Annotated in this window: 17 protein-coding genes; 11 read left to right on the top strand and 6 right to left on the bottom strand. The window is 58.8% G+C overall.

All coding sequences use genetic code 11. From position 1 onward, the window contains the following. Positions 1–41: 41 nt before the first annotated feature. The 4 genes from GL286_RS22955 (at position 42) to GL286_RS17305 (ending at position 3728) form a co-directional block, all read left to right on the top strand. The gene (locus GL286_RS22955) at positions 42–461 is read left to right on the top strand and encodes a transposase (RefSeq protein ID WP_425496102.1); all 420 of its coding nucleotides are present in this window, start codon (positions 42–44) and stop codon (positions 459–461) included. Further along, positions 379–1128: an ATP-binding cassette domain-containing protein gene (locus GL286_RS17315; protein WP_246185005.1), complete on the top strand. Its 750-nt coding sequence runs from the start codon at positions 379–381 to the stop codon at positions 1126–1128. Before GL286_RS22955 ends, GL286_RS17315 begins: the two co-directional genes overlap by 83 nt. An 86-nt stretch (positions 1129–1214) precedes the next feature. Then, the gene (locus tag GL286_RS17310) at positions 1215–1655 is read left to right on the top strand and encodes a PPC domain-containing DNA-binding protein (protein WP_155096833.1); all 441 of its coding nucleotides are present in this window, start codon (positions 1215–1217) and stop codon (positions 1653–1655) included. A 291-nt stretch (positions 1656–1946) separates the two neighbouring features. Beyond that, positions 1947–3728 (top strand): SLC13 family permease, encoded by a 1782-nt coding sequence (locus tag GL286_RS17305; protein WP_155096832.1) that lies wholly within the window; start codon positions 1947–1949, stop codon positions 3726–3728. A 549-nt stretch (positions 3729–4277) separates the two neighbouring features. Here GL286_RS17305 and GL286_RS17300 read toward each other — a convergent pair. Continuing rightward, positions 4278–4778, bottom strand: coding sequence for an Lrp/AsnC family transcriptional regulator (locus GL286_RS17300; RefSeq protein ID WP_155096831.1), 501 nt, complete (start codon positions 4776–4778; stop codon positions 4278–4280). Between the two features lie 88 nt (positions 4779–4866). On the opposite strand from GL286_RS17300, the gene GL286_RS17295 reads away from it, so the two are divergent. Then, on the top strand, positions 4867–6039 hold the full coding sequence (locus GL286_RS17295) for an MFS transporter (protein ID WP_155096830.1): 1173 nt from the start codon (positions 4867–4869) through the stop codon (positions 6037–6039). Positions 6040–6467: 428 nt separating this feature from the next. Here GL286_RS17295 and GL286_RS17290 read toward each other — a convergent pair whose 3' ends face one another. The 4 genes from GL286_RS17290 to GL286_RS17275 all read right to left on the bottom strand — a co-directional run bounded on the left by GL286_RS17290 (position 6468) and on the right by GL286_RS17275 (position 12252). Further along, a complete protein-coding gene (locus GL286_RS17290) occupies positions 6468–8588 on the bottom strand; it encodes a hypothetical protein (RefSeq protein WP_155096829.1) in 2121 nt (706 codons plus the stop codon). 557 nt (positions 8589–9145) lie between these two features. Continuing rightward, positions 9146–10396 (bottom strand): IS256 family transposase, encoded by a 1251-nt coding sequence (locus tag GL286_RS17285; protein WP_155096828.1) that lies wholly within the window; start codon positions 10394–10396, stop codon positions 9146–9148. A 73-nt stretch (positions 10397–10469) separates the two neighbouring features. Further along, positions 10470–11081 (bottom strand): tyrosine-type recombinase/integrase, encoded by a 612-nt coding sequence (locus tag GL286_RS17280; RefSeq protein ID WP_155096827.1) that lies wholly within the window; start codon positions 11079–11081, stop codon positions 10470–10472. A 271-nt stretch (positions 11082–11352) separates the two neighbouring features. Then, complete coding sequence (locus GL286_RS17275; RefSeq protein WP_155096826.1) at positions 11353–12252, bottom strand: LysR family transcriptional regulator; 900 nt, start codon at positions 12250–12252, stop codon at positions 11353–11355. Between the two features lie 105 nt (positions 12253–12357). On the opposite strand from GL286_RS17275, the gene GL286_RS17270 reads away from it, so the two are divergent. Then, entirely contained in the window at positions 12358–13587 is a 1230-nt protein-coding gene (locus GL286_RS17270) for an aminopeptidase P family protein (RefSeq protein ID WP_155096825.1), read from the top strand. 139 nt (positions 13588–13726) lie between these two features. Next, positions 13727–14803 carry an ABC transporter substrate-binding protein gene (locus GL286_RS17265; protein ID WP_155096824.1) on the top strand — a complete coding sequence of 359 codons (1077 nt, stop codon included), beginning with the start codon at positions 13727–13729 and terminating at the stop codon, positions 14801–14803. A 102-nt stretch (positions 14804–14905) separates the two neighbouring features. Here GL286_RS17265 and GL286_RS17260 read toward each other — a convergent pair whose 3' ends face one another. Next, positions 14906–15823, bottom strand: coding sequence for a LysR family transcriptional regulator (locus tag GL286_RS17260; protein ID WP_155096823.1), 918 nt, complete (start codon positions 15821–15823; stop codon positions 14906–14908). Positions 15824–15975: 152 nt separating this feature from the next. On the opposite strand from GL286_RS17260, the gene GL286_RS17255 reads away from it, so the two are divergent. The 4 genes from GL286_RS17255 (at position 15976) to GL286_RS17240 (ending at position 19873) form a co-directional block, all read left to right on the top strand. Further along, on the top strand, positions 15976–17040 hold the full coding sequence (locus GL286_RS17255) for an ABC transporter substrate-binding protein (protein WP_155096822.1): 1065 nt from the start codon (positions 15976–15978) through the stop codon (positions 17038–17040). A gap of 108 nt (positions 17041–17148) precedes the next feature. Continuing rightward, complete coding sequence (locus GL286_RS17250; protein WP_170295266.1) at positions 17149–17979, top strand: ABC transporter permease; 831 nt, start codon at positions 17149–17151, stop codon at positions 17977–17979. Then, a complete protein-coding gene (locus tag GL286_RS17245; RefSeq protein WP_246185004.1) occupies positions 17979–18791 on the top strand; it encodes an ABC transporter permease in 813 nt (270 codons plus the stop codon). Before GL286_RS17250 ends, GL286_RS17245 begins: the two co-directional genes overlap by 1 nt. An 11-nt stretch (positions 18792–18802) precedes the next feature. Then, positions 18803–19873, top strand: coding sequence for an ABC transporter ATP-binding protein (locus tag GL286_RS17240; protein WP_155096819.1), 1071 nt, complete (start codon positions 18803–18805; stop codon positions 19871–19873). The last annotated feature ends 10 nt before the right edge of the window (positions 19874–19883 follow it).

The following is a 19883-nucleotide window of genomic DNA, read 5'->3' as shown; positions in this document are numbered from 1 at the left end:
TGAACCGCCCCGGGTTTACCGGAGAGTAAAACACTCGAAGGATGAGCCCTATGACGAAGCAGAAATTCACCCCCGCCTATCCTGCCGAACTTCGCGAACGCGGTGTCCGGCTTTTCCGAGAGAACCGCGCCGATTATGCCAGCGATACGGCGGCCTACAGGGCGATTGCGCCAAAGCTTGGCTGCTCTCCAGACAGTCTGCGCGTGTGGTGCCAGCAGGCCGAGCGTGACAGTGGGCAGCGCGCCGGACTGACCAGCGCCGAGAAGGACCGGATCAGAGAACTGGAGCGGGAGGTCCGTGAACTTCGAGCCGCCAATGAGATACTGAAGAAGGCGAGTGCATATTTCGCGGCGGCGGGGCGATCAGCCGAAAATCATGATGGACGCCGCCAAGGGTCGGGCCGAGGCGTCAGGCGGTGCGGGTGCCCGCCTGCGCGATGCCAGACGCGAGGCGGCGGATGAGGCGTTGTCCGCCGCCCGCGAAATGATCGAAATCCTGCAACCTTTGCGCATGGACATCCCCCCGACCGGCCTTGCCCCCAGCAGAACGGTGTTGCGACTGGATAGGGTGACCGGCGGCTACGATCCTGATCACCCTGCGATCCGCGATCTGTCGCTGACCATTACCGGCCCCGAGCGCATTCTCATTGCCGGGCCGAATGGCATCGGAAAGACGACGCTTTTTAAGATCATCGCCAGGCAGATCGTGCCGCAAAGCGGTCTCGTGGACCTGTTGGTGCCTTTCGCGCTGCTGGATCAGCATGCGCGGCTGCTCGATCCGGCCCTCACCCTGCGCGACAATTTCCGGCGCCTTAACCCCGTGGCGGATACGCATATGGCCCATGCGGCACTGGCCCGCTTCGGATTCCGTGCGGCAGATGCCTTGCGTGACGCGTGCGAATTGAGCGGGGGCGAGCGTTTGCGCGCTGGTCTAGCCTGTGCCCTCGGAGCCACCCCGCCGCCGATGCTTCTGATGCTGGACGAGCCGACCAATCACCTCGATCTGGACGGCATAGCGGCATTGGAGGCTGCGCTGGCGGGTTATGACGGTGCGGTTTTGGTTATCAGCCACGACGCGGCATTTCTTAGATCGCTCACGCCGGACAGAACAATTCATCTTGGGAAATGACCGCTTTGTCCGCATCTCTTCGGTATTGAATGAGGTTCCTGGGAACGACCTCTCCATGACGTTGTTGGGTCGGAGGAGGAAATGACATGAAAAGCAAAATTCTTCATGATGCCGCCGGCCAAATGACCTATGTCTTGATCTTGGAAAGCGGTGACGAAGTAATGTCCTGCCTTCAGGGTTTTGCTGAAAAGCAGGGACTTTCTGCGGCTAGTTTCAAGGCGATCGGTGCATTCGAAAGCGCAACGTTGGCATTCTTCGATTGGGCATCGAAAGCATATTTGCCAATCCAGGTGGCTGAGCAGACTGAGGTCGCATCGTTTACCGGGGACATTGCTCAGGGTCCCGACGGCAAACCCGCGATCCATGTCCACGTTGTCTTGGGGCGGCGAGACGGAAGCGCCCTAGCAGGACATCTGAAGGACGCGACAGTCCGACCGACGCTTGAGGTCATTCTCATCGAGTCTCCGCGGCATCTTTGTAAGCATCATGATGCCGAGACAGGACTTGCCTTGATCAGTCTCGATTGACCCGGGCTTGCCAATCTACAGCGGCCCGAAAAATTCTTTAGCACAAGCGTCGCTCGGAGCCCGTTATCGCCGCTCGACCACCGGGCCATTCTGCATCCGGCAGAGACGCTGCAGCCCCAATCCGGACATTCGCAACTGTCCCAACAGGCTGGAGACACAGGGGCAAGACCAAGCGCATCGCCGGGCGGTGTGGGAGCAGAAGCGGGGACGCTCTTGCGGCCTTGAGCAAGGCCGCTGGTCTGGGTCTCATTGCGTCATTCGGCACGTTTGCCGTTCCCGGGAGCTTTCGCCTTGATCACCGACCTCATCGGAGCGAACGCTCCTTATCTGGCCCTCGCCATCCTTGCCCTGCTCTTCGTGGCGTTCGCGATAGAGGCATATCCTCCGGATGTGACGGCCGCGGGGGCTGCGGCACTGTTTATCCTTTTCGGGCTAGTCCCGCAGGACGAGGTCATGGGCGTATTCGCCAACTCGGCGCCGATTACCATCGGGGCGATGTTCGTCGTGTCGGGCGCACTGGTGCGAACGGGCGTGCTGGACGCCCTTGCCAAGATAATCATCTCCCATGCGCGCGAGCGCCCCTTCCTTGCCGTGCTGACCTTTCTGGTGGCGACGGTGGCAGGCTCGGCGTTCATGAACAACACCCCCGTGGTGCTGGTGCTGATCCCGGTCGTCATCCGCTTGGCGGCCAGTCTGGATCTCGCACCGAAGCGCCTGTTGATCCCGCTGTCCTACATGGCGATCCTCGGGGGCACCTGCACACTGATCGGCACCTCCACCAACATTTTGGTCGATGGGATCGCGACCCAGAACGGGCTGGAGCCGTTCTCCATCTTCGAGATCGCCCCCGTGGGGCTGGTCACCGCAGCCGTCGGGGCGGTGGCGCTACTGGTGCTGGGGCGCTGGCTGCTGCCTGATGGGGATGTCGGCGGCGATACGGGCAGCGAAGAAATCAACTTCCTGTCCGAGGTCGTGATCCTCGGAACATATTCGGGCGTCGAGGGGGCGATTGCAGATGCACCCGATTTCCGCCGCGACGGGGTTCGCGTGGCCGGACTGCGCAGGGGTGGCACCATCCTGCGCAATCTGGACGATCTTGTGTTACAGACGGGCGATGCGGTCATCGTGGTGACCAGCACCTCGGAACTGCTGACGATGGCCGAACAAAAGGGCCTCAGCGTGGGACTGCGGCGCCGCGCCTCCCTGCCGCAGGATGTGGATCTGAAGGTGGTGGAGGCTATCGTCACGCCCAACCATGCCACTACCGGACAGCGCATCGCCAACCTGTCGCTGGGCCGCAATGCAGGCGTGCGGGTGCTGGGCGTCTTCCGCCAGGGCCACGTCGCGGGCGCGGATCTTTCCAGCGCGCGGTTGCGTCCCGCCGACCGGCTGTTGCTGGAGGCGACACCAGAGGGCCTTCGTGCCTTGGCCGAAACGGATGATGTCGTCGCCATCTCCGATCCGGGTGGGCGGGCCTATCGGCGCAGGCAGGCCCCTGTTGCGCTGCTGGCGCTGCTGGGGATCGTGGGGCTTGCCGCATTGAACGTCATGCCGATCGGCATCCTTGCCCTGATCGCCGTGGCGGCCATCCTCGTGCTGCGCTGCATCGACAGCGACGAGGCGTGGCAATCCGTGGACGGCTCGATCCTCGTGCTGATCTTTGCCATGCTGATCATCGGCGCGGGGCTGGAGAACACGGGTGCAGTAGCCCTGATCGTCGAGACTTTGACGCCGCTGCTGAACGGCCTGCCACCCCTCGTCACCTTGCTGGCCATCTATGCCATCGCGTCGATCCTGACAGAGATCGTGACGAACAACGCAGTCGCGGTGGTCTTCACGCCCATCGTCATTTCGCTTGCGGGGCAACTGGGCGTGGACCCCCGACCGTTCGTGGTTGCGGTAATGATGGCTGCAAGCGCAAGTTTCGCCACGCCCATCGGATATCAGACCAACACACTGGTTTATCTGGCAGGCAATTATCGCTTCATCGACTTTATGAAGATCGGCATCCCGATGAACGTGATTGTCGGCATCACGTCCACGCTCGCGATCAGTCTGTTCTTTCCATTTTAGACGATGAAAAATGGGCAGCCTTGCACGCTGACTCCAATGACTCACCAGGCGTGCGGCTCAGCCAAGAGCGACAAGGATCGCCCAGAATATGACCAGAAGCTTCGATACGACATTGAGGGAACGATAGGCGGTCCAGCAAGAATTAGATGGCCGCTTAAGAAGGGCAATACCCTGTTCATCAGGATGGATCAGGTTAGCGCGAATGGCAGGAATGTCCGGATCGCTACGATCTCGCCGAGGATTTCGCCGCGCAGTGCCTGAGGGGCGGCTTCTGTGAATGCTGCCGCGCAGCATGGTGACAAGCCGAGCGGCAGCAAAGGGCCGGCCTTCCCTATCAGAGGGGCGGGACGCCCTCCTCAGCCGCATCAGCGACACCGTTCCCATGTGAACGGACCGCAAAAGAGAGCTGACCAAAATGCCCGATTAGAGAAGTGGACTGTCAGCTATCGCTAAGGCCTTTCAGCTCCACCGCTACAATAACCTCGGGGCGATCCTCCTGCATCAGATGCCCGGTATCAGGAACACCCGTGGGCCGGGCAAAGCTGTCGACTATTCAGGCGCCGGGCCGCGTTCGAGGAAGGTGGATAACGTAATATAACTGCGCACCGAGCGCACACCTTCGAGGCTTTGGATCTCCATGAGGAAGCTCTCCAGCCCCTCGGTGTCGACCGCCCTCACCTTGATCAGCACGCAGCCGTCACCGGCGACCGTGTGCAGCTCCTCGACCTCGGCCCTATCTGAGAATTTGAGGAGATTGCGCGTGGCGCTGTAGCTGCTGGTATCCACAACCAGGAAGGTCAGCAGCGTTCGCCCCAGCTTGCAGCCGTCGAGCTTGGCGACGGTGCCTTTGATCACGCCATCGCGCTTCAGCCGCTTCACCCGGTCGTGCACGGCCGGAGCAGAAAGATTCACGATCTTGCTGAGTTCCGCGTAGCTGCGAGACGCGTCTGCGGCGAGCGCGCCTAATATTTTTCGGTCGATCTGGTCGAGTTCTGCCGGCTGGTGCCGCGCCTGCCGAATGACATCTGTTTCTTTGTTCAAACCGTCCATCGCAGGTTTATTCCCGAATGCAATGTCTCATATTCGGAAACTAACCGAACACTGTTCGGATAGAAACATCCCATTTGGAGCCTCTCCCATGCCAGTCGCACTCTTCGCGCTGGCGATCGGCGCATTCGGTATTGGATTGACCGAGTTCGTCGTCGCCGGCATTTTGCCCCAGATCGCCGACGATTTCGGCGTCGACATCCCTACCGCTGGTCTGATGGCCACCACCTACGCCCTCGGTGTTTTCGTCGGCGCCCCGATCTTGACGGTGCTGGGCGCGAGGGTGCCGCGCAAGACGATGCTCATCGGGCTTGCGCTGCTCTTCACGATGGGAAACGTCCTGACGGCACTGGCCCCAAACCTGCCGGTTGCGCTCACTGGGCGCGTCCTGACCGCATTCAACCACGGCACCTTCTTCGGCATCGGCTCGATTATCGCTGCCTCCCTCGTCGCGAAGGACAAGCAGGCCAGCGCCATTGCCTTCATGTTCTCGGGCCTGACATTTGCCAATCTCTTCGGCGTCCCGGCCGGAACCTGGCTCGCACAGACATTCGACTGGCGCCTGGTCTTCTGGCTTGCGGCGGGCATCGGTCTTGTGACCGTGCTCAGCGTGGCGCTGTTCGTGCCCCGGATCGCGGCGGGCAAAGCGATCGCTTTGAAATCGGAGTTGCGGGCCTTCGTCGATCCGCAGGTCTTGCTGGCCATGGGCATCACCGTCTTCGGTCCGGCGGCCTTCTTCACCTCGATCACCTATATCGCGCCAATGATGATTGAGGAGGCGGGTTTCACGAATGCTGGTGTCGCGCAGTTGATGATCCTGTTCGGCCTCGGACTCGCAGTCGGCAACTGGCTCGGCGGACGATTTGCCGACCGGTCGCTGTTCGGGACGCTGTTCGTCACACTCGCCGCTCAGGCTGCGGTGCTGCTGGTTTTCTGGCTCCGGGTGGATAGCGCCATGATCGCGTCTGCTTCTGTGTTCCTGATGGCGGCTTTTGGTTTTGCCACCGTCTCGCCTATTCAGAAGCTGGTCATGGATCGTGCCGACCGCGCAGGCGCGCCGACGATGGCCGCATCGGTCAATATCGGCATGTTCAACCTCGGCAATGCTATTGGCGCTTGGGCTGGTGGAGCCACCATCGCGGCCGGGTTTGGCCTTGCGTCCCCGAACTGGGCAGGCGCGCTGCTCTCACTTATCGCTTTCGGGCTTGCCGTTATTGCATGGGCTACAAGTACGCACGGTTACGGCACAGCAATCGCGGAATAGTTGAAGAAATCATTGGAACAGTTTCTCGCCGCCCGCCCCCTGCTCAGGGGTGCGGGCGGCGCTGTTGACTAACCATCACGCGCAGCTTGAGAATTTACGCGTTGCTGACACTCTTTTGAGCAGTTCGCTGCACGGTGCCTGAGCGGCGGTATCGGATAAACCTGCGGTGCAGCAAAGTTGGGGTTCGACCGGCCAGTTTGGGCCGTCCCGCCCAATCCGAGGGGCAGGACGCCCGCTTCGGCCAAATCTATTAATTTCCGCACCGCAGCATGTTGATCGGTCCGCATCGCTGCGATCTCATCATGGATTTCGCTGCAAGGTGCCTGAGGGGCGGCTTCGGTGAATGCTGCCGCGCAGCATAGTGACAGGCCGAGCGGCAGGTAAGGGCCGTGCATTCCCTAGCAGGTTTGACAGCGTCAAATCTTGCATCACTCAGCAGCTACGTGAGACTTATCCTCCGCATCGCTTGGCTCCGCCTGAAACACCGTTTGACCATGTCGTTTCATGCCGGCAGCATCCAAGAGGGCACGATTATTTTCACGTGCTGTCCTCAACACATAGTCCCACGGCAAAGCATCAATTGTTACGCCCTCGAAGTCGCCTTTCAACGTAAGTTGCCTAGCAGCTCTATTGTGGATATAATCCCAAGAAGCAATTTGCGTCTCAAAGCCACCCACAAAGTCAGCAACTATCGTGCAATGGAAACGGCAGTCACTTGAAACCTTAATAGGTCTACGGCCAACCCCTTCAATCTGTCCGCCCCGAATAGCTTTTACATATTTCTGGACCTGCAACTGAACGTTTTCTTCTGGCCCATAGCTCTTCCTACCAGGGTGCTTAAGTTCCACGATGAAAACCTTAGACTGCAGTTCGACATCATCGACCAGTTCATCACCATTCTGACTGCTCACCGAACCAAGGCCAAAAAGGGTATCCCACAGAACCAAGTCCGGACGATCATCTTGCGTATTGTCCTTTACAAAGGTTCGCAACGACACATCTGATGTAAAGCCTGCCGTAAATGCTAGTCGCTCATCAAGAATCCACAAGTCATGTGACGACGGCTCACTCTCAGTATGGCCGGCCCCTGAATACTGCATTGGAGCGAGGAGGGAGTGTAATGTTTTCTCCAGATGGTAAACATCTTCCTTACCATCACGCTCTCTGACGCGACGGATCAGAACATCCAAAAGATCAAGGACTACTCTTCTCCGAGCGGCATGGTGCGCCAAAGCGTTACGCTCGTTCTCATGAATGCCTGCCGCTGCCGAACGGATCGCATCAGAAAAGTCCACCGGTAACTTGTCGCCAGTAACAACAGCGTTAACCAAATGCTGTAAGCGCTCCTCTCTTTTTCTTTCAGCACGCATGCGTGGTATCGCGAGAGCACTTGCGAAGCTTTCCGCACTGGTAGCACTAGTGGGAAGCGACGCGAAAATCTCACTGGCTTGCCCGTAGCCAAAGATTGGCTGTTCTTCCAGAAACTTATCGAACGAAGCTCGGCGCTTAGCATCAAAAGCTTTGACCTGTTCTGCAATAAAGTCCTTACGCGCCATTTCAACGACGAGTTTTACCAGTGCAGCAATGTCTGTCTCAGGCATAGTAAATGCCGTGCGGCTCTCTGATGTGCGTTGGTCTAGATAGTCACTCGACACAACCAAATGCATCGACAGATTATCGTTACCATTATCTGATAGAGATGAGATTCCAAGTAAATCATCAATTTTTCTGGTTTCTACAGTGCGCCCATTTCCTAATAAATGCACATGGTGCTTACCCGGCAGTCCCCGACTTGTCTGCTTATCACAAAGATATCCAATAACGTTCACGCTTGCTTTGCTATCCCAATCCAAGATAGGAAGCGTTACAGGACCCTTCATTACCAGCTTTTGAACTTCCGAAGGATATTCGACGTCAAGCTCGACTCCGTGCTTGCCCTTACAGGTTAGATTAATATGCGTGCCCGCCCCGCTCAAAAAGTTTGCAATAAACTCTGAAGCGAAATGTCCCTGCAATACAGGAGCCTTTAGGGGATAATTATCCCTATACGGCCCAAAGCTAACCCCGTGTAACCTGACGACGGTTCCCGTCTGATTCTGGGGCCAGCTTTCTACAGGATCAATATCTGTAATTTGATCCTGGTCCTTCAGTTCGAACTTAAATGCCCGAGTGGAAATTACGTCACCCTCAATAAAACGACTTTCCACTTCCACGTGTGAAAACGCATCAAGCCAGAAAAGGCGACCCACACCCTTTCCGCCCTTTTTCTCTTTATAATCAGTATCTACAGTGCAAAATGCTTTAAATCTTTGTTGATCAAGTCCAATCCCATTGTCGCGCACGATCATTGAAACCTGCTCGGTTCCCAGCCCCTGCACAACGATACTGACCCGACCCTCATAAGAGGTGCCAAGCGCTTCTGCTTGATCATCAATCGCCATGAGTGCATTACTGACAGCCTCAAAAAATGGCTTCAGCGCTTGCGCTGCATTTCCTGGCTTGGGTAGCTTACGAATACGATTTCTTAAATTCTCTTGCAGCGTAGCCATAACAACCTCTTAGTATCCTGTATATATGGCGGACCTCAGAGAGGTTGTCACCGATTTTGTAATGGCAGCACGATCATCTTCAATGACATAAGGAGCAATGCACCGACTCCCAATTCGCCGTCCGCGCCTCGGAAAATATACTTTAATTATCAGTCACTTACCAGATGTGGATGTGACGGTCCAGCTTTCGCTGCAAAACTCACGAGCGGCCGCTATCTCAGATTGCTGCGGATGCTGTGCCGCATGGCCGAAGGTCGGGTCACTGCCCGGCGGGTAGTTCATGTCGAAAGTTTGTGAACACTCCCGTGGGGCGGACGCGACCGGGCGGTTTGTCCCGCATCGCTCCCATGTCATCACGGGTTTCGCTGCGCGTAGCCTGAGGGGCGGCTTCGCGGAATGCTGCAACGCAGCATGGTGACGGGCCGATCGTCAGCAAAGGGCCGGCCGGCAAGGATCCTGTCGGCCAGTGTGCTGTTTACAGATCGGTCCCTTCAGACAACGCGAGTGCGTCATCAAGATCAACACCAGAGATATGGGCGAAAGTTGGTGACGCCTGATCAGGCGGCGGCTTGAAGTTGGCGGAGGCCGTCGCGGAACTCAACCCCTTGGATGATTTCCGGCAGGCGGTTCTGGCCATCGAGTTTGCGCCATTTGCGCTGCGCTGACATCATCAGCTTGAAGGCCATGGCCAGCCCGGTTTTGCGGCTAAGGCATCCCTTGGTGCGCTGCGTGCGATGCCGGACGGTAGCGAAGGTGCTTTCAATTGGATTGGACGTCCGGACGTGTTTCCAGTGTTCGGCCGGATAGTCGTAAAAGGTGAGCAGCGCGGAGCGATCCTTGACCAGCTTGGCAACGGCCTTGTCGTATTTCACCCCGTAAGTCTCGACGAAGAAATCAAAGGCGGCGCTGGCCTCGGCCTTGGTTTCGGCTTGCCAGATATCCTGCAGATGAGCCTTGGCCTTGTCCTGCAGCGATTTGGGCAGCGCGTTCAGAACGTTCATGGTCTTATGCACCCAGCAGCGTTGCTCGTGGGTGGAGGCGAAGACCTCGCGGAGTGCGGTCCAGAAGCCAAGAGCGCCGTCTCCGATAGCCAGTTTCGGGTCTTGCTTCAGGCCTCGGCGTTTGAGATCGAGCAGCAACTCGCGCCAGTTCTCGGCGCTCTCGCGGAAGCCGTCGGTCATCGCCAGAAGTTCCTTGCGGCCATATTCATCGGCCCCGACGATCACCAGAACGCATTGCTTTTCTTCGGCCATGCGAGGTTTGAAATAGACCCCGTCGGCCCAGATGTAGAGGAAGCGCCGGTTGCCCAGGTCGCGTTTTTGCCAAGGCTCATAGTCATTCCACCAATCTGCCTTCAGCCGGGTGATCGTCTTGGCGGAAAGACCCGCGGCCTTCGGGCCCAGAAGAGCCGCCAACGCTTCGCTGAAATCGCCGGTGCTGACGCCCTTGAGGTAAAGCCAAGGCAGCAATTCCTCGACCGATTTCGCCTTGCGCAGGTATCGCGGCAGGATGCTGGGCGTGAAGCTGATCTTGTCCTCACCGGGTTTGCGATCCCGCACCCGAGGAACCTTAACGGGCACTGGGCCGATCCCGGTCATGACCTCGCGTTCCGGCAAGTGACCGTGCCGCACCAGCCGCGATCTGCCGTTCTCGAGCTTTTCCTCAGAGAATGCGGCCATCAGCGCCGCCAATTCTGCGTGGATCGCTTGTTCGATCAGCTTGCGCGCGCCGTCACGGATGATGTCGGTGAACGGGTCGGCGCTGAAACCGGATGGATCGGGCAGCTGCGTGATGGTAGTCAATGACATGTGGCGTATCCTTTTCTCTGCTGAGAACTGACGGCGTCTTGAACACCGCCTTGATATGCCACCCTTCAGACCATCACCAACTTTCGCCCATTACTCCAACACCAAGATAGCGGACAGTGCTGTCCATCTTAGTGTGGCCAAGCAGAAGCTGCACCGCCCGCAAGTTTCCCGTATTCTTGTAGATCTGGGCCACTTTCGTTCGGCGCATCGAATGGGTGCCATATGCACTTGGTTCCAATCCGATCGACATCACCCATTCGCGCAGGATCCGCGCATATTGTCGCGTCGACAGATGCAAGCTGTGGTGCAGGCGACTGGGCCATAAATACTCAAGGCCGAGCATCTCGGGATCTGCGATCCAGTGCTCAAGGGAGTGACGCGTCGTCTCGGTGATTTCAAAGCGGACTGGCTTGCCAGTTTTGCTTTGGGTAACCGATGCGCGCTCCTTTACCCGTCCTGCGGCGAACACATCGCGGACTTTCAAGCGGACCAGGTCGCAGCCGCGCAGTTTGCTATCAACGGCCAGGTTGAACAGCGCCAGATCGCGCTTGTTGCCTGCCATCTCCAGACGCACGCGGATCGACCAGACGTGTTTCGGCAGCAGAGGGCGCTTCTGGCCGATGATGCGGCCCCGGTTCCAGGCGGGCCGCTCGGGTCGCAGCGCAGGAAGAAGGTCGTTGGACATGGTTTTGCCTCCTGTCCACCAATCCCACCCAGACTTCGGCTGATCCGACGCCGCGAAAGGTATCATATACTCGCCGAGTCGTTCCGCGTTCCCATCGCGAACGCGTCGGTATCGTTTAAAGACCGCGCCCGTTGTCTGCCATTAGACCGACAAGGAACGGCTGGTAAATTCGAGCCCGAAGCGGAACCTGACACACAGCCAATTCCGCAGCATGACCGCCGTCCGCCCAACCAGATGCCGCAAGAAGTTTATCTTACCCTCTGGACGTAAGCTATCCCTCGCCCTGCTCGGATCGTATCCATGAAAGGAAGGCTTGGCGCGCCCTGCGTCGCGCGCCATCGATCGGGATCAGGCTGGACTGCGTCAGATAGTAACCGAAATCCTCGAGGACCGAGATCTCGGAAAGCTGGACTAATCGCCCCTCGGCCAGATCGGGCTGGATCATCGCCAGAGAGCATAGAGCGACGCCCTGTCCAGCCAGGGCGGCGGCGCGCAGCAGGTTGAAATCCTCGAATACCGCACCAGGCAACCGGTCCGGCACCGTCTGACCGGCCCGTTTCAGCCAGGTCTGCCAACCTGCTAGGTCACTGTCGTGCAAAAGCCCGACCTGAAGCAACCACCGTGATGTCAGTTGCGCGGGCGCAGAACCGACCAACGGGGGACTAGCCACTGGAACGCTACGCCCCGACAGGAACGGCTCCGCCACGATGCCGTCGCTCACGGGGCGCGAACCGGAGAAGGTGAAGGCGAGGTCGGTCGTCATGAGGTCGATGTCGTGCCCATGATGAGCATAGATCACGCGCAGCTGAATTTCTGGGTGCCGTGCCCGAAAACGCGGCAATCGCGGGATCAGCCAGCAGATCGCCACGGATGGAATAGCCGCCACCACCAATGCTCCGTCCGAGCTGGCAGGGCGTGCCCTCCGGCATGCAGCATCGATGGCGTCCAGCGCCATGGTCAGATCTCGGGCCAAGGCAGCGCCGCGCGGCAACAGCGTCGGCACCCTTCCGCCACGCTCGAACAAAGGTGCGCCAAGCCATTGTTCGAGATGCTTTATCTGATGACTGACCGCCGGCTGGGTGACGAACAGGCTTTCGGCGGCGGCCCGAAAGCTACCGGTCCGGGCGACGGCCTCAAAGGCGCGAAGTGCGTTCAGCGGCGGTTGGTTCATGCGTCCCACTCATGAGAAAAACTTATCAACCGATTATAAAACCTCTTTTGACGCTCGCAACTCACGACCCTCAACCTGAACGAAATGTAACGTAAGGAGGGTCGGATGGCCGAACGTGAGAGACTTCAGAGCTTTGTCGGGAACGGAGAGAAGGCCAAAGGCACATTCTCGGCCTCCGAGATGCAGCGCAGGCTGGTTGAGATCCGCAAGCACATGGCCGCCAGCGATATCGATGCCGCGCTGTTCACGTCCTACCACAACATCAACTATTACGCCGATTTCATGTTCTGCCAGTTCGGGCGGCGTTACGGTTTTCTTGTCGATCAGGACCATGCGACCTCGATCAGCGCCGGGATTGATGGTGGCCAGCCCTGGCGGCGTACCTTTGGCAACAACCTGACCTATACCGACTGGCAGAAGGATAATTACTTTCACGCCATCCGCCAGATCATCGGCAGCGCAAGCCGGATCGGCATCGAATTCGACCACGTCAACATCGACCTGCTGGCACTGCTGAAATCCGAGTTTCCGGGCGTCGAGTTCGTGGATATCGCTGCTGCGGCCATGCGCCTGCGCATGATCAAGTCGGCCGAGGAGATTGCACATATCACCGAAATGGCCCGGATCGCCGATGTCGGCGGTGCCGCTTGCGTCGCGGCATTGGCCGTCGGCGTACCCGAGCATGAAGTTGCGCTGCATTCGACCGCGACCATGGTTCGCGAGATCGCTGGAACTTGGCCGGATGCCGAGTTGCTGGACACCTGGACCTGGTTCCAGTCAGGGATCAACACCGATGGCGCGCATAACCCTGTCACCTCGCGGCGGATCGAGGCGGGTGATATCCTGTCGCTGAACTGTTTCCCGATGGTCGCAGGCTATTACGTTGCGTTGGAGCGTACGCTCTTTGCCGAGCACGCTAGCGACGAACATCTCCGCCTTTGGGAATTTAACTGCAGGGTGCATGACCGCGGCAAGGAATTGCTGGTACCGGGTGCGAAATGCTCGGAGATCGCGGCCGAACTGAACGAGATGTATGCGGCACAGAACCTGCTGCAATATCGCAGCTTCGGCTATGGCCACAGTTTCGGCGTGTTGTCGCACTATTACGGCCGTGAAGCCGGGCTGGAGCTGCGCGAGGACTGCGACACCGTACTGGAGCCCGGCATGGTCGTCTCGATGGAGCCGATGATCACCATCCCCGAAGGCCAGCCCGGCGCCGGTGGCTATCGCGAGCACGATATTCTCGTGATCGAGGAGGCCGGAAACCGCAATATCACCGGCTTCCCCTATGGTCCCGAGCATTTGATCGTGAAGGGCGCGGCCAAGGCCGCCTGAATCCGCATCCATGCGCGGCCGCTTTGACGGCCGCCCATCGCGCCACCTGATGTCTCGACGCAAGAGCAGGCTGCCAAACCCCAAGCTCAGACCACAGCAGGTGCTGGAGACTTGGAAAACAATATCCAACAGGAGAGCAATGATGAAGAAGATCGCAATTACCACCGCAATGACGCTGCTTGCCGCGACCGCCGCCGCAGACGAAATCACGGTCATGTCTTGGGGCGGCACCTACGGGCAAAGCCAAGTCGAGGCCTATCACAAGCCCTTTACTGCCCGAACAGGTATCAAGGTGGTCGCGCTCGACAGTGACAACCCGGCGATCCCCATCAAGGCGCAGGTCGAGGCGGGCAATGTCACCACCAATGTCGCCGATGTCGAATATGCCGACGCGATCCGCTTGTGCGACGAAGGCCTGCTGGAGCCGATCAATCCCGCGATCCTACCGCATGCACCCGACGGGACCCCGGCGAGCGAGGATTTCCTGCCTCAGGGTCTGAGCGATTGCGCGGTCGGTTCGATCGTGTTTTCGACGATCTTTGCCTATGACAGGACGAAATTCTTGGACGCCAAACCGCAGACCATTGCCGATTTCTTCGACATCCAGAAATTCCCCGGCAGGCGCGGGATCAAGAAGGTCCCCAAAGCGGTTCTGGAAATGGCCTTGATGGGCGACGGCGTGCCAGCGGACCAAGTCTACGCAGTGCTCGATACCCCGGAAGGCGTCGACCGAGCCTTTGCCAAACTCGACAGCATCAAGAAAGATATCGTCTGGTGGGAAGCAGGCGCGCAGCCGCCGCAGCTTCTGGCCGATGGCGAGGTCGCGATGACGATGGCCTATAATGGCCGGATCTTCGGCGCCGCCGTCGCAGAGGGGAAACCCTTCGAGATCGTCTGGGATGGACAGGTCTATGAATACAACCTGTTCGTCATCCCAAAGGGTGCCGGGAAGCAGGAACATGCACTGGAATTCATCAAGTTCGCCACCGACACGCAAAGGCTGGCGGACCAGGCAAAATGGATCAGCTACGGCCCCGCACGCAAGTCATCTGCCGGGCTCGTGGGCCGATATCAGGACGGCAAGACCGAGATGGCCTCGCATATGCCAACCAACCCCGACAACATGTCAAACGCGCTTGGATCATCCTACGAGTTCTGGGTCGATCACGAGGCAGAACTGGCTGAGCGCTTCAGCGCATGGCTCAGCCTGAGCTAACCTTGGAGACTCTGCATCGCGGCACTCATCTCTGCCTGTTCGATCGACAGGCAGCGCGAGGCAGGAGTGGAGCTAGACGAGTCCCTCGGCTAGTGCGCGAGGCTATCCGTTGGATGTATTTTGCTTATTTTCATTCAAAGCAGATCGCCGAAGGAGGTTTATGAAGCGATCTAGAACCTGTGATTTGTGGTTACGGCCCCAGACTGCAGTAACAGGTAGCTTACTGCTGACATTTCGCAAGGGACGGACCTCGACTCCCTGACGTGGAAGGTTTCCAACACAGCTCGAATAGATCGTTACGCCGACCCCGGCAACAACAAGTCCGAAAATACCTTCGCTGTTGGATGCCTCAAGGACAATGTTGGGAAAAAAGCCACGACTGCGACATTCGGCGAACAATCTCGTGCGAAATGCTGCCCAGTTTTCGCCGGTACCTAGCACAAAATTTTCATCCGCCAGTTGCTCCAGCGTCAGAGACGTCTCCCTGCATAGAGGATGGGAGGCGGGAAGCAGTGCAACATATTCGTCCTCGTCAAATGTAATACAACTTGTGGTCTTGTGGCGGAACTCACCGATCATGAACCCCACATCGATCGTCTGCTGTAATAGCGCCATGTGCTGGCTGGTCGTTGGCATGAAGATCAAATTCAAGCGAATCTGGGGGTGGGCAGCGGCGAAGTCACGCAAGAAATGCGGGAGACGACCATTGATGGCGAAATCGGTATAGGCGATTCTCAACTCGCCTCGGATGCCGCGAGCGGCATTCCGCGCACTAGCCACCGCTTGCTCAATTTGCGCCTCTATGGTCGAGGTCTCGTCTAGAAACGCCTTTCCGGCCTCGGTCAGTTCGACCCGACGAGTGGTCCTTAGCAGAAGCGGCGTCCCGATTTCGGCTTCCAGCTGTTGCACAATTTTCGAAAGCGCGGGTTGGGCGAGATGTAGCGCGTCGGCCGCTCGACCGAAATGCAACTCTTTTCCCAGTGCTGCGAAAACGCGCAGATGGCGTAGTTCCAAGCCCATTTTTCCGCCCGAGATTAATAGCGATTTGGAATTAATATAGTAAAAATTAATATTGTACAAACGATGAATACGATCTCATCGTTTTGGGGCCTTCGAATGGTTTCGGGCCACCGGAGCCACAGGAAATCACAGAAAACAGGGAAGATTTCACCATGAATAATGGATCTCCGCTATCCTCGGGCCCGACGCGCCGCCGGATGCTCGCCCTGGCACTGGCGGGAACGGCGCTTCCGACCCTGATGCCGCGTCTGTCTCATGCGTCACAGAACACTGTCGTCGTCTCGAACTGGGGCGGCGATTGGAACGATCGAACCGTCCGCTTCGTCGAGAAGCCGCTGCTTGAGGACAAAGGCTTCAACGTCGTCCGCGATCTGGGAATGGAGCCCGAGCGCAAGGCCAAGCTGCTGAGCGAGAAGCGCATCCGTCGCGCCTCCTCCGACCTGATCCATGTCAACAGCTCGGACGCCTTTGAGTTGAAGCAGCAAGGGGTCATCGCGGATCTCGACCTGACGAGGATCCCGAATTACGCCGATGTGGTTGAAGAACTGAAGGCACCCTATTTCGTGCCATGGCTCTATAGCGGCGTGGTCATCATCTATAACAAGGATAAGGTCAGCGAACCGCCCAAATCCTATGCCGATTTGTGGGACCCGAAATGGGCCGGACGCATCGGGCTGACCAACCAGCTGTATTTCAATTACATGATGATGGCGGGACTTGTCGCCAAGGGTGACATGACCAGCGTCGACGACGGTAAGCCTTTGCTCGAAAAGCTTGTCAGTGACAGCCAGCCCAAACTTTACGCAGCCCACCAGCAATTGCAGGCGGGACTGGCAAATGGCGAGGTCGACATTGCCATCAACTACAAGGCGCGCGGTCTGCAATGGGCCAAGGACGGCTTGTCTCTGGGCATCCAGTATCCCGATGAAGGGGCAATCGCTGTCACCTTCGGCGCATGCCTGACCGAGTTCGGTCCAAATCGCGATGCGGGCTATAGCTATCTGGATGCGATGTTGGACCCGACCGCAATGGCGGGACTGGCGGAAGCAAGCCTTTATGCCCCGGCAAATCCCAAGGCCTCAATCTCGGACGAAACCCGGGCATTGGTCGATTTCACCCCGGAGCAGCGCAGCAAGATGCGCTTTCTCGATTATGCCTATGTGGCCGAGAACACTGCCACATGGCTCGAATGGTGGAACAAGTCCTTTGCTGGCTGATCCCCGGACCGCAGGCGGAGCAGGCGCATGAGCACGACCGAAACCTTCTCAGTCTCCCGACCGCCAAATGGTGCCCCGAAAGGAGCACCGCGACGGCTGGGAACACCAATGCTGGCCACGCCCGCAATCATCTTCGTGGCAATAGGGCTTCTTGCCCCGTTGGCGCTAATGCTGCGCAACAGCCTGAACCATTACGACCCGACCGAGCTAATGATCAGCGCAGTCACGGCTGAGAACTACCTCAAATTCTTCAGCGATAGCTTCTATCAGGGCGTGCTGTGGCGCACGGTCTGGATCTCGGGCCTGTCGACGGCAATCTGCCTCGCGGCGGGCGTGCCCGTCGCCTATTTCCTAGCCCGTCATGTCGGCGATCTGGCCAAGCGAATGCTGATGATCGTGATCCTTGTCCCGCTGCTGATCGGCAATGCCGTGCGCACCTCGGCCTGGATGCTGATCCTGAACGACAAGGGGGTTCTGGCCGCGTTTCTGGGCCTGTTCGGCCACAAGGGGCCGCTGGGGCTGATGTATTCCTCGGCAGGGGTGGTGATCGGGCTGATCTCGGTCCTGTTGCCCTTCATGATCATCACACTCAACAGCGTCTTTGAATCGATCGACCGCAATCTTGAGGACGCGGGCGAGAGCCTTGGAGCCAGTCACCTGACCATCATGCGCCGGATCGTGCTGCCGCTGGCATTGCCCGGCATCCTCTCCGGCTCGGTCCTGTGCTTCATCCTTTCGATGAACGCCTATGCGACGCCGGTGCTGATTGGCGGCCCGACATTTCACATGATGGCACCGACCGTGTACCAGCAGATCGCCAAGGTGATGAACTGGCCCTTCGGTGCGGCGCTGGCCTTCATCCTGATGGCCGTGACCCTGATCCTGACCGTCGGCGTATCGGTGCTGGTCCAGCGCAGATACCGGAAATGGAGCGAATGATGAGTAATCGGGCAAAATCCGTCCGCTTGGCCTATACCGCGACCAGCATCCTCGTCATCGGCTTCATCGTATTGCCGTTGGTCTTTATTGTCTGGATGAGTTTCTTCTCGAACAAGATCCTGTCCTTTCCCCCTGAGGGCTATACGCTCGACTGGTATCGCCGCGCATGGGAGATTTCCGATTTCCGGAACGGCTTCTTCCTCAGCCTGCGCACCAGCTTGATCGCGACCTGCGTGGCATTGGGTCTTGGTCTGCCGGCAAGTTTTGCGTTGGTCCGCGGACGGTTCAAGGGCCGCGAGACGATCAACACTATTCTGATGTCCCCGATGATCGTGCCCGGAATCGTCGGCGGCAGCGCACTGTTCGTCTTTTTCCTCGAGGTCGAGTTCCTGACTGGCTGGCGCATCGCCGGGTCCAGTATCGGGTTGATCATCGCCCATAGCCTGATCGCGCTGCCTTGGATGATCCGGCTGGTCACGACGTCACTGATCAGTGTGCCTCCCTCTGTCGAGGAAGCCGCGCGTAGCCTTGGCGCTGGCCCGCTGACTGTGTTCTTCCGCGTGACGCTGCCGGTGATCCGCTCGGGCGTGATTGCGGGATCGCTTTTCGCCTTCGTCAATTCGTTCATCGACCTTGAGAAGTCGATCTTTCTGGTCGGGCCCGACAGCACGACGCTGCAGATCGCGCTGATCAACTATCTCGAATGGAACTTCGACTCGACCATCGGCGCGGTGGCGACGGTCCAGATCGGCCTGATCACCCTGCTTCTGCTGATCACCGACCGTTACGCCAAACTCAGCCGCGCTTTCTGAAAGGATATACCATGCCCGAAGTCGTTCTTCAGGATGTCGCCAAGCATTACGGCAATTCGATCGCGGTCGAGAACATGAGCCTGCGCATCGGCGACGGCGAACTGGTCGCGTTGCTGGGGCCCTCGGGCTGTGGCAAGACCACGACCCTGCGCATGATCGGCGGATTTGTCGACGCGACCAGCGGCCAGATCACGGTCGGCGGGCGCGACGTGACCCATCTGCCGCCGAACCGTCGCAATATGGGCTTCGTGTTCCAGAATTATGCCCTGTTTCCACATATGACGGCAGCGCAGAACGTGGCCTTCGGTCTTGAGATGCGCGGTCTCAACAAGGCCGACACTGAACGCAAGGTGCGCGAGGCGCTGGCGCGGGTGCGGCTGGGTCATCTGGCCGATCGCCTGCCGCGCCAAATGTCGGGCGGCCAGCAACAGCGTGTGGCGCTGGCCCGTGCGCTGGTGATCGAACCTGATGTGCTGCTGCTTGACGAGCCGCTCTCGAACCTTGACGCCGCGCTGCGCCACGAGATGAAGATCGAGATCCGCCAGCTTCAGCAATCCCTCGGCCTGACCACGGTTTTCGTCACCCACGATCAGGACGAGGCGATGAGCACCGCCGACCGGATGGTGCTGATGTATAACGGCAAGGTCGAGCAGGTCGGCCCGCCGGACGAGGTTTATGGTCGCCCGCGTTCGGCCTTTGCCGCAGGCTTCCTCGGCATCCCTAACCTGCTGCCCGGACGTATGACAGCGACGCAGGACGGCTTTCGGATGGAAGCGGGGCCGGTCCTTCGCCTCGACGGGCAAGAGGCGCAGATGGGCAAGTCCCTCCTTGCGTTGCGTCCCGAGGTCGTGGGCATCGCTGCTGAGGCACCAGAGGGGGCGGCCAACATCCTGCCCGGTCGGGTCGAGGTCATGACCTATCACGGCGCGGCGGTCGAATATCATCTGCGGACCGAGGCCGGTCCCATGCTGACCGCCCGCGCAACGGCGCCCGGACTGGGCGGGCCGAATGTGCTGCCGGTCGGCGCGCGGGTCTGGCTGCACTGGGCGCCTTCGGCTGGCGTGATCGTCAGCGAGAACTGATCCAAACCTA

It is taken from the genome of Paracoccus aestuariivivens (assembly GCF_009711225.1).
GTDB lineage: Bacteria > Pseudomonadota > Alphaproteobacteria > Rhodobacterales > Rhodobacteraceae > Paracoccus > Paracoccus aestuariivivens.
This window is presented reverse-complemented; position numbering and strand designations above follow the sequence as displayed.

Excerpts from the sequence above, each read along its gene's own strand:
- GL286_RS17265 (WP_155096824.1), top strand. The coding sequence starts at position 13,727 with ATGATGAAGAAGATCGCAATTACCACCGCAATGACGCTGCTTGCCGCG.
- GL286_RS17315 (WP_246185005.1), top strand. The coding sequence starts at position 379 with ATGGACGCCGCCAAGGGTCGGGCCGAGGCGTCAGGCGGTGCGGGTGCC.
- GL286_RS17260 (WP_155096823.1), bottom strand. The coding sequence starts at position 15,823 with ATGGGCTTGGAACTACGCCATCTGCGCGTTTTCGCAGCACTGGGAAAA.
- GL286_RS17240 (WP_155096819.1), top strand. The coding sequence starts at position 18,803 with ATGCCCGAAGTCGTTCTTCAGGATGTCGCCAAGCATTACGGCAATTCG.
- GL286_RS17290 (WP_155096829.1), bottom strand. The coding sequence starts at position 8,588 with ATGGCTACGCTGCAAGAGAATTTAAGAAATCGTATTCGTAAGCTACCC.
- GL286_RS17270 (WP_155096825.1), top strand. The coding sequence starts at position 12,358 with ATGGCCGAACGTGAGAGACTTCAGAGCTTTGTCGGGAACGGAGAGAAG.
- GL286_RS17275 (WP_155096826.1), bottom strand. The coding sequence starts at position 12,252 with ATGAACCAACCGCCGCTGAACGCACTTCGCGCCTTTGAGGCCGTCGCC.
- GL286_RS17255 (WP_155096822.1), top strand. The coding sequence starts at position 15,976 with ATGAATAATGGATCTCCGCTATCCTCGGGCCCGACGCGCCGCCGGATG.
- GL286_RS17285 (WP_155096828.1), bottom strand. The coding sequence starts at position 10,396 with ATGTCATTGACTACCATCACGCAGCTGCCCGATCCATCCGGTTTCAGC.
- GL286_RS22955 (WP_425496102.1), top strand. The coding sequence starts at position 42 with ATGAGCCCTATGACGAAGCAGAAATTCACCCCCGCCTATCCTGCCGAA.
- GL286_RS17295 (WP_155096830.1), top strand. The coding sequence starts at position 4,867 with ATGCCAGTCGCACTCTTCGCGCTGGCGATCGGCGCATTCGGTATTGGA.
- GL286_RS17280 (WP_155096827.1), bottom strand. The coding sequence starts at position 11,081 with ATGTCCAACGACCTTCTTCCTGCGCTGCGACCCGAGCGGCCCGCCTGG.
- GL286_RS17300 (WP_155096831.1), bottom strand. The coding sequence starts at position 4,778 with ATGGACGGTTTGAACAAAGAAACAGATGTCATTCGGCAGGCGCGGCAC.
- GL286_RS17310 (WP_155096833.1), top strand. The coding sequence starts at position 1,215 with ATGAAAAGCAAAATTCTTCATGATGCCGCCGGCCAAATGACCTATGTC.
- GL286_RS17250 (WP_170295266.1), top strand. The coding sequence starts at position 17,149 with ATGCTGGCCACGCCCGCAATCATCTTCGTGGCAATAGGGCTTCTTGCC.
- GL286_RS17245 (WP_246185004.1), top strand. The coding sequence starts at position 17,979 with ATGAGTAATCGGGCAAAATCCGTCCGCTTGGCCTATACCGCGACCAGC.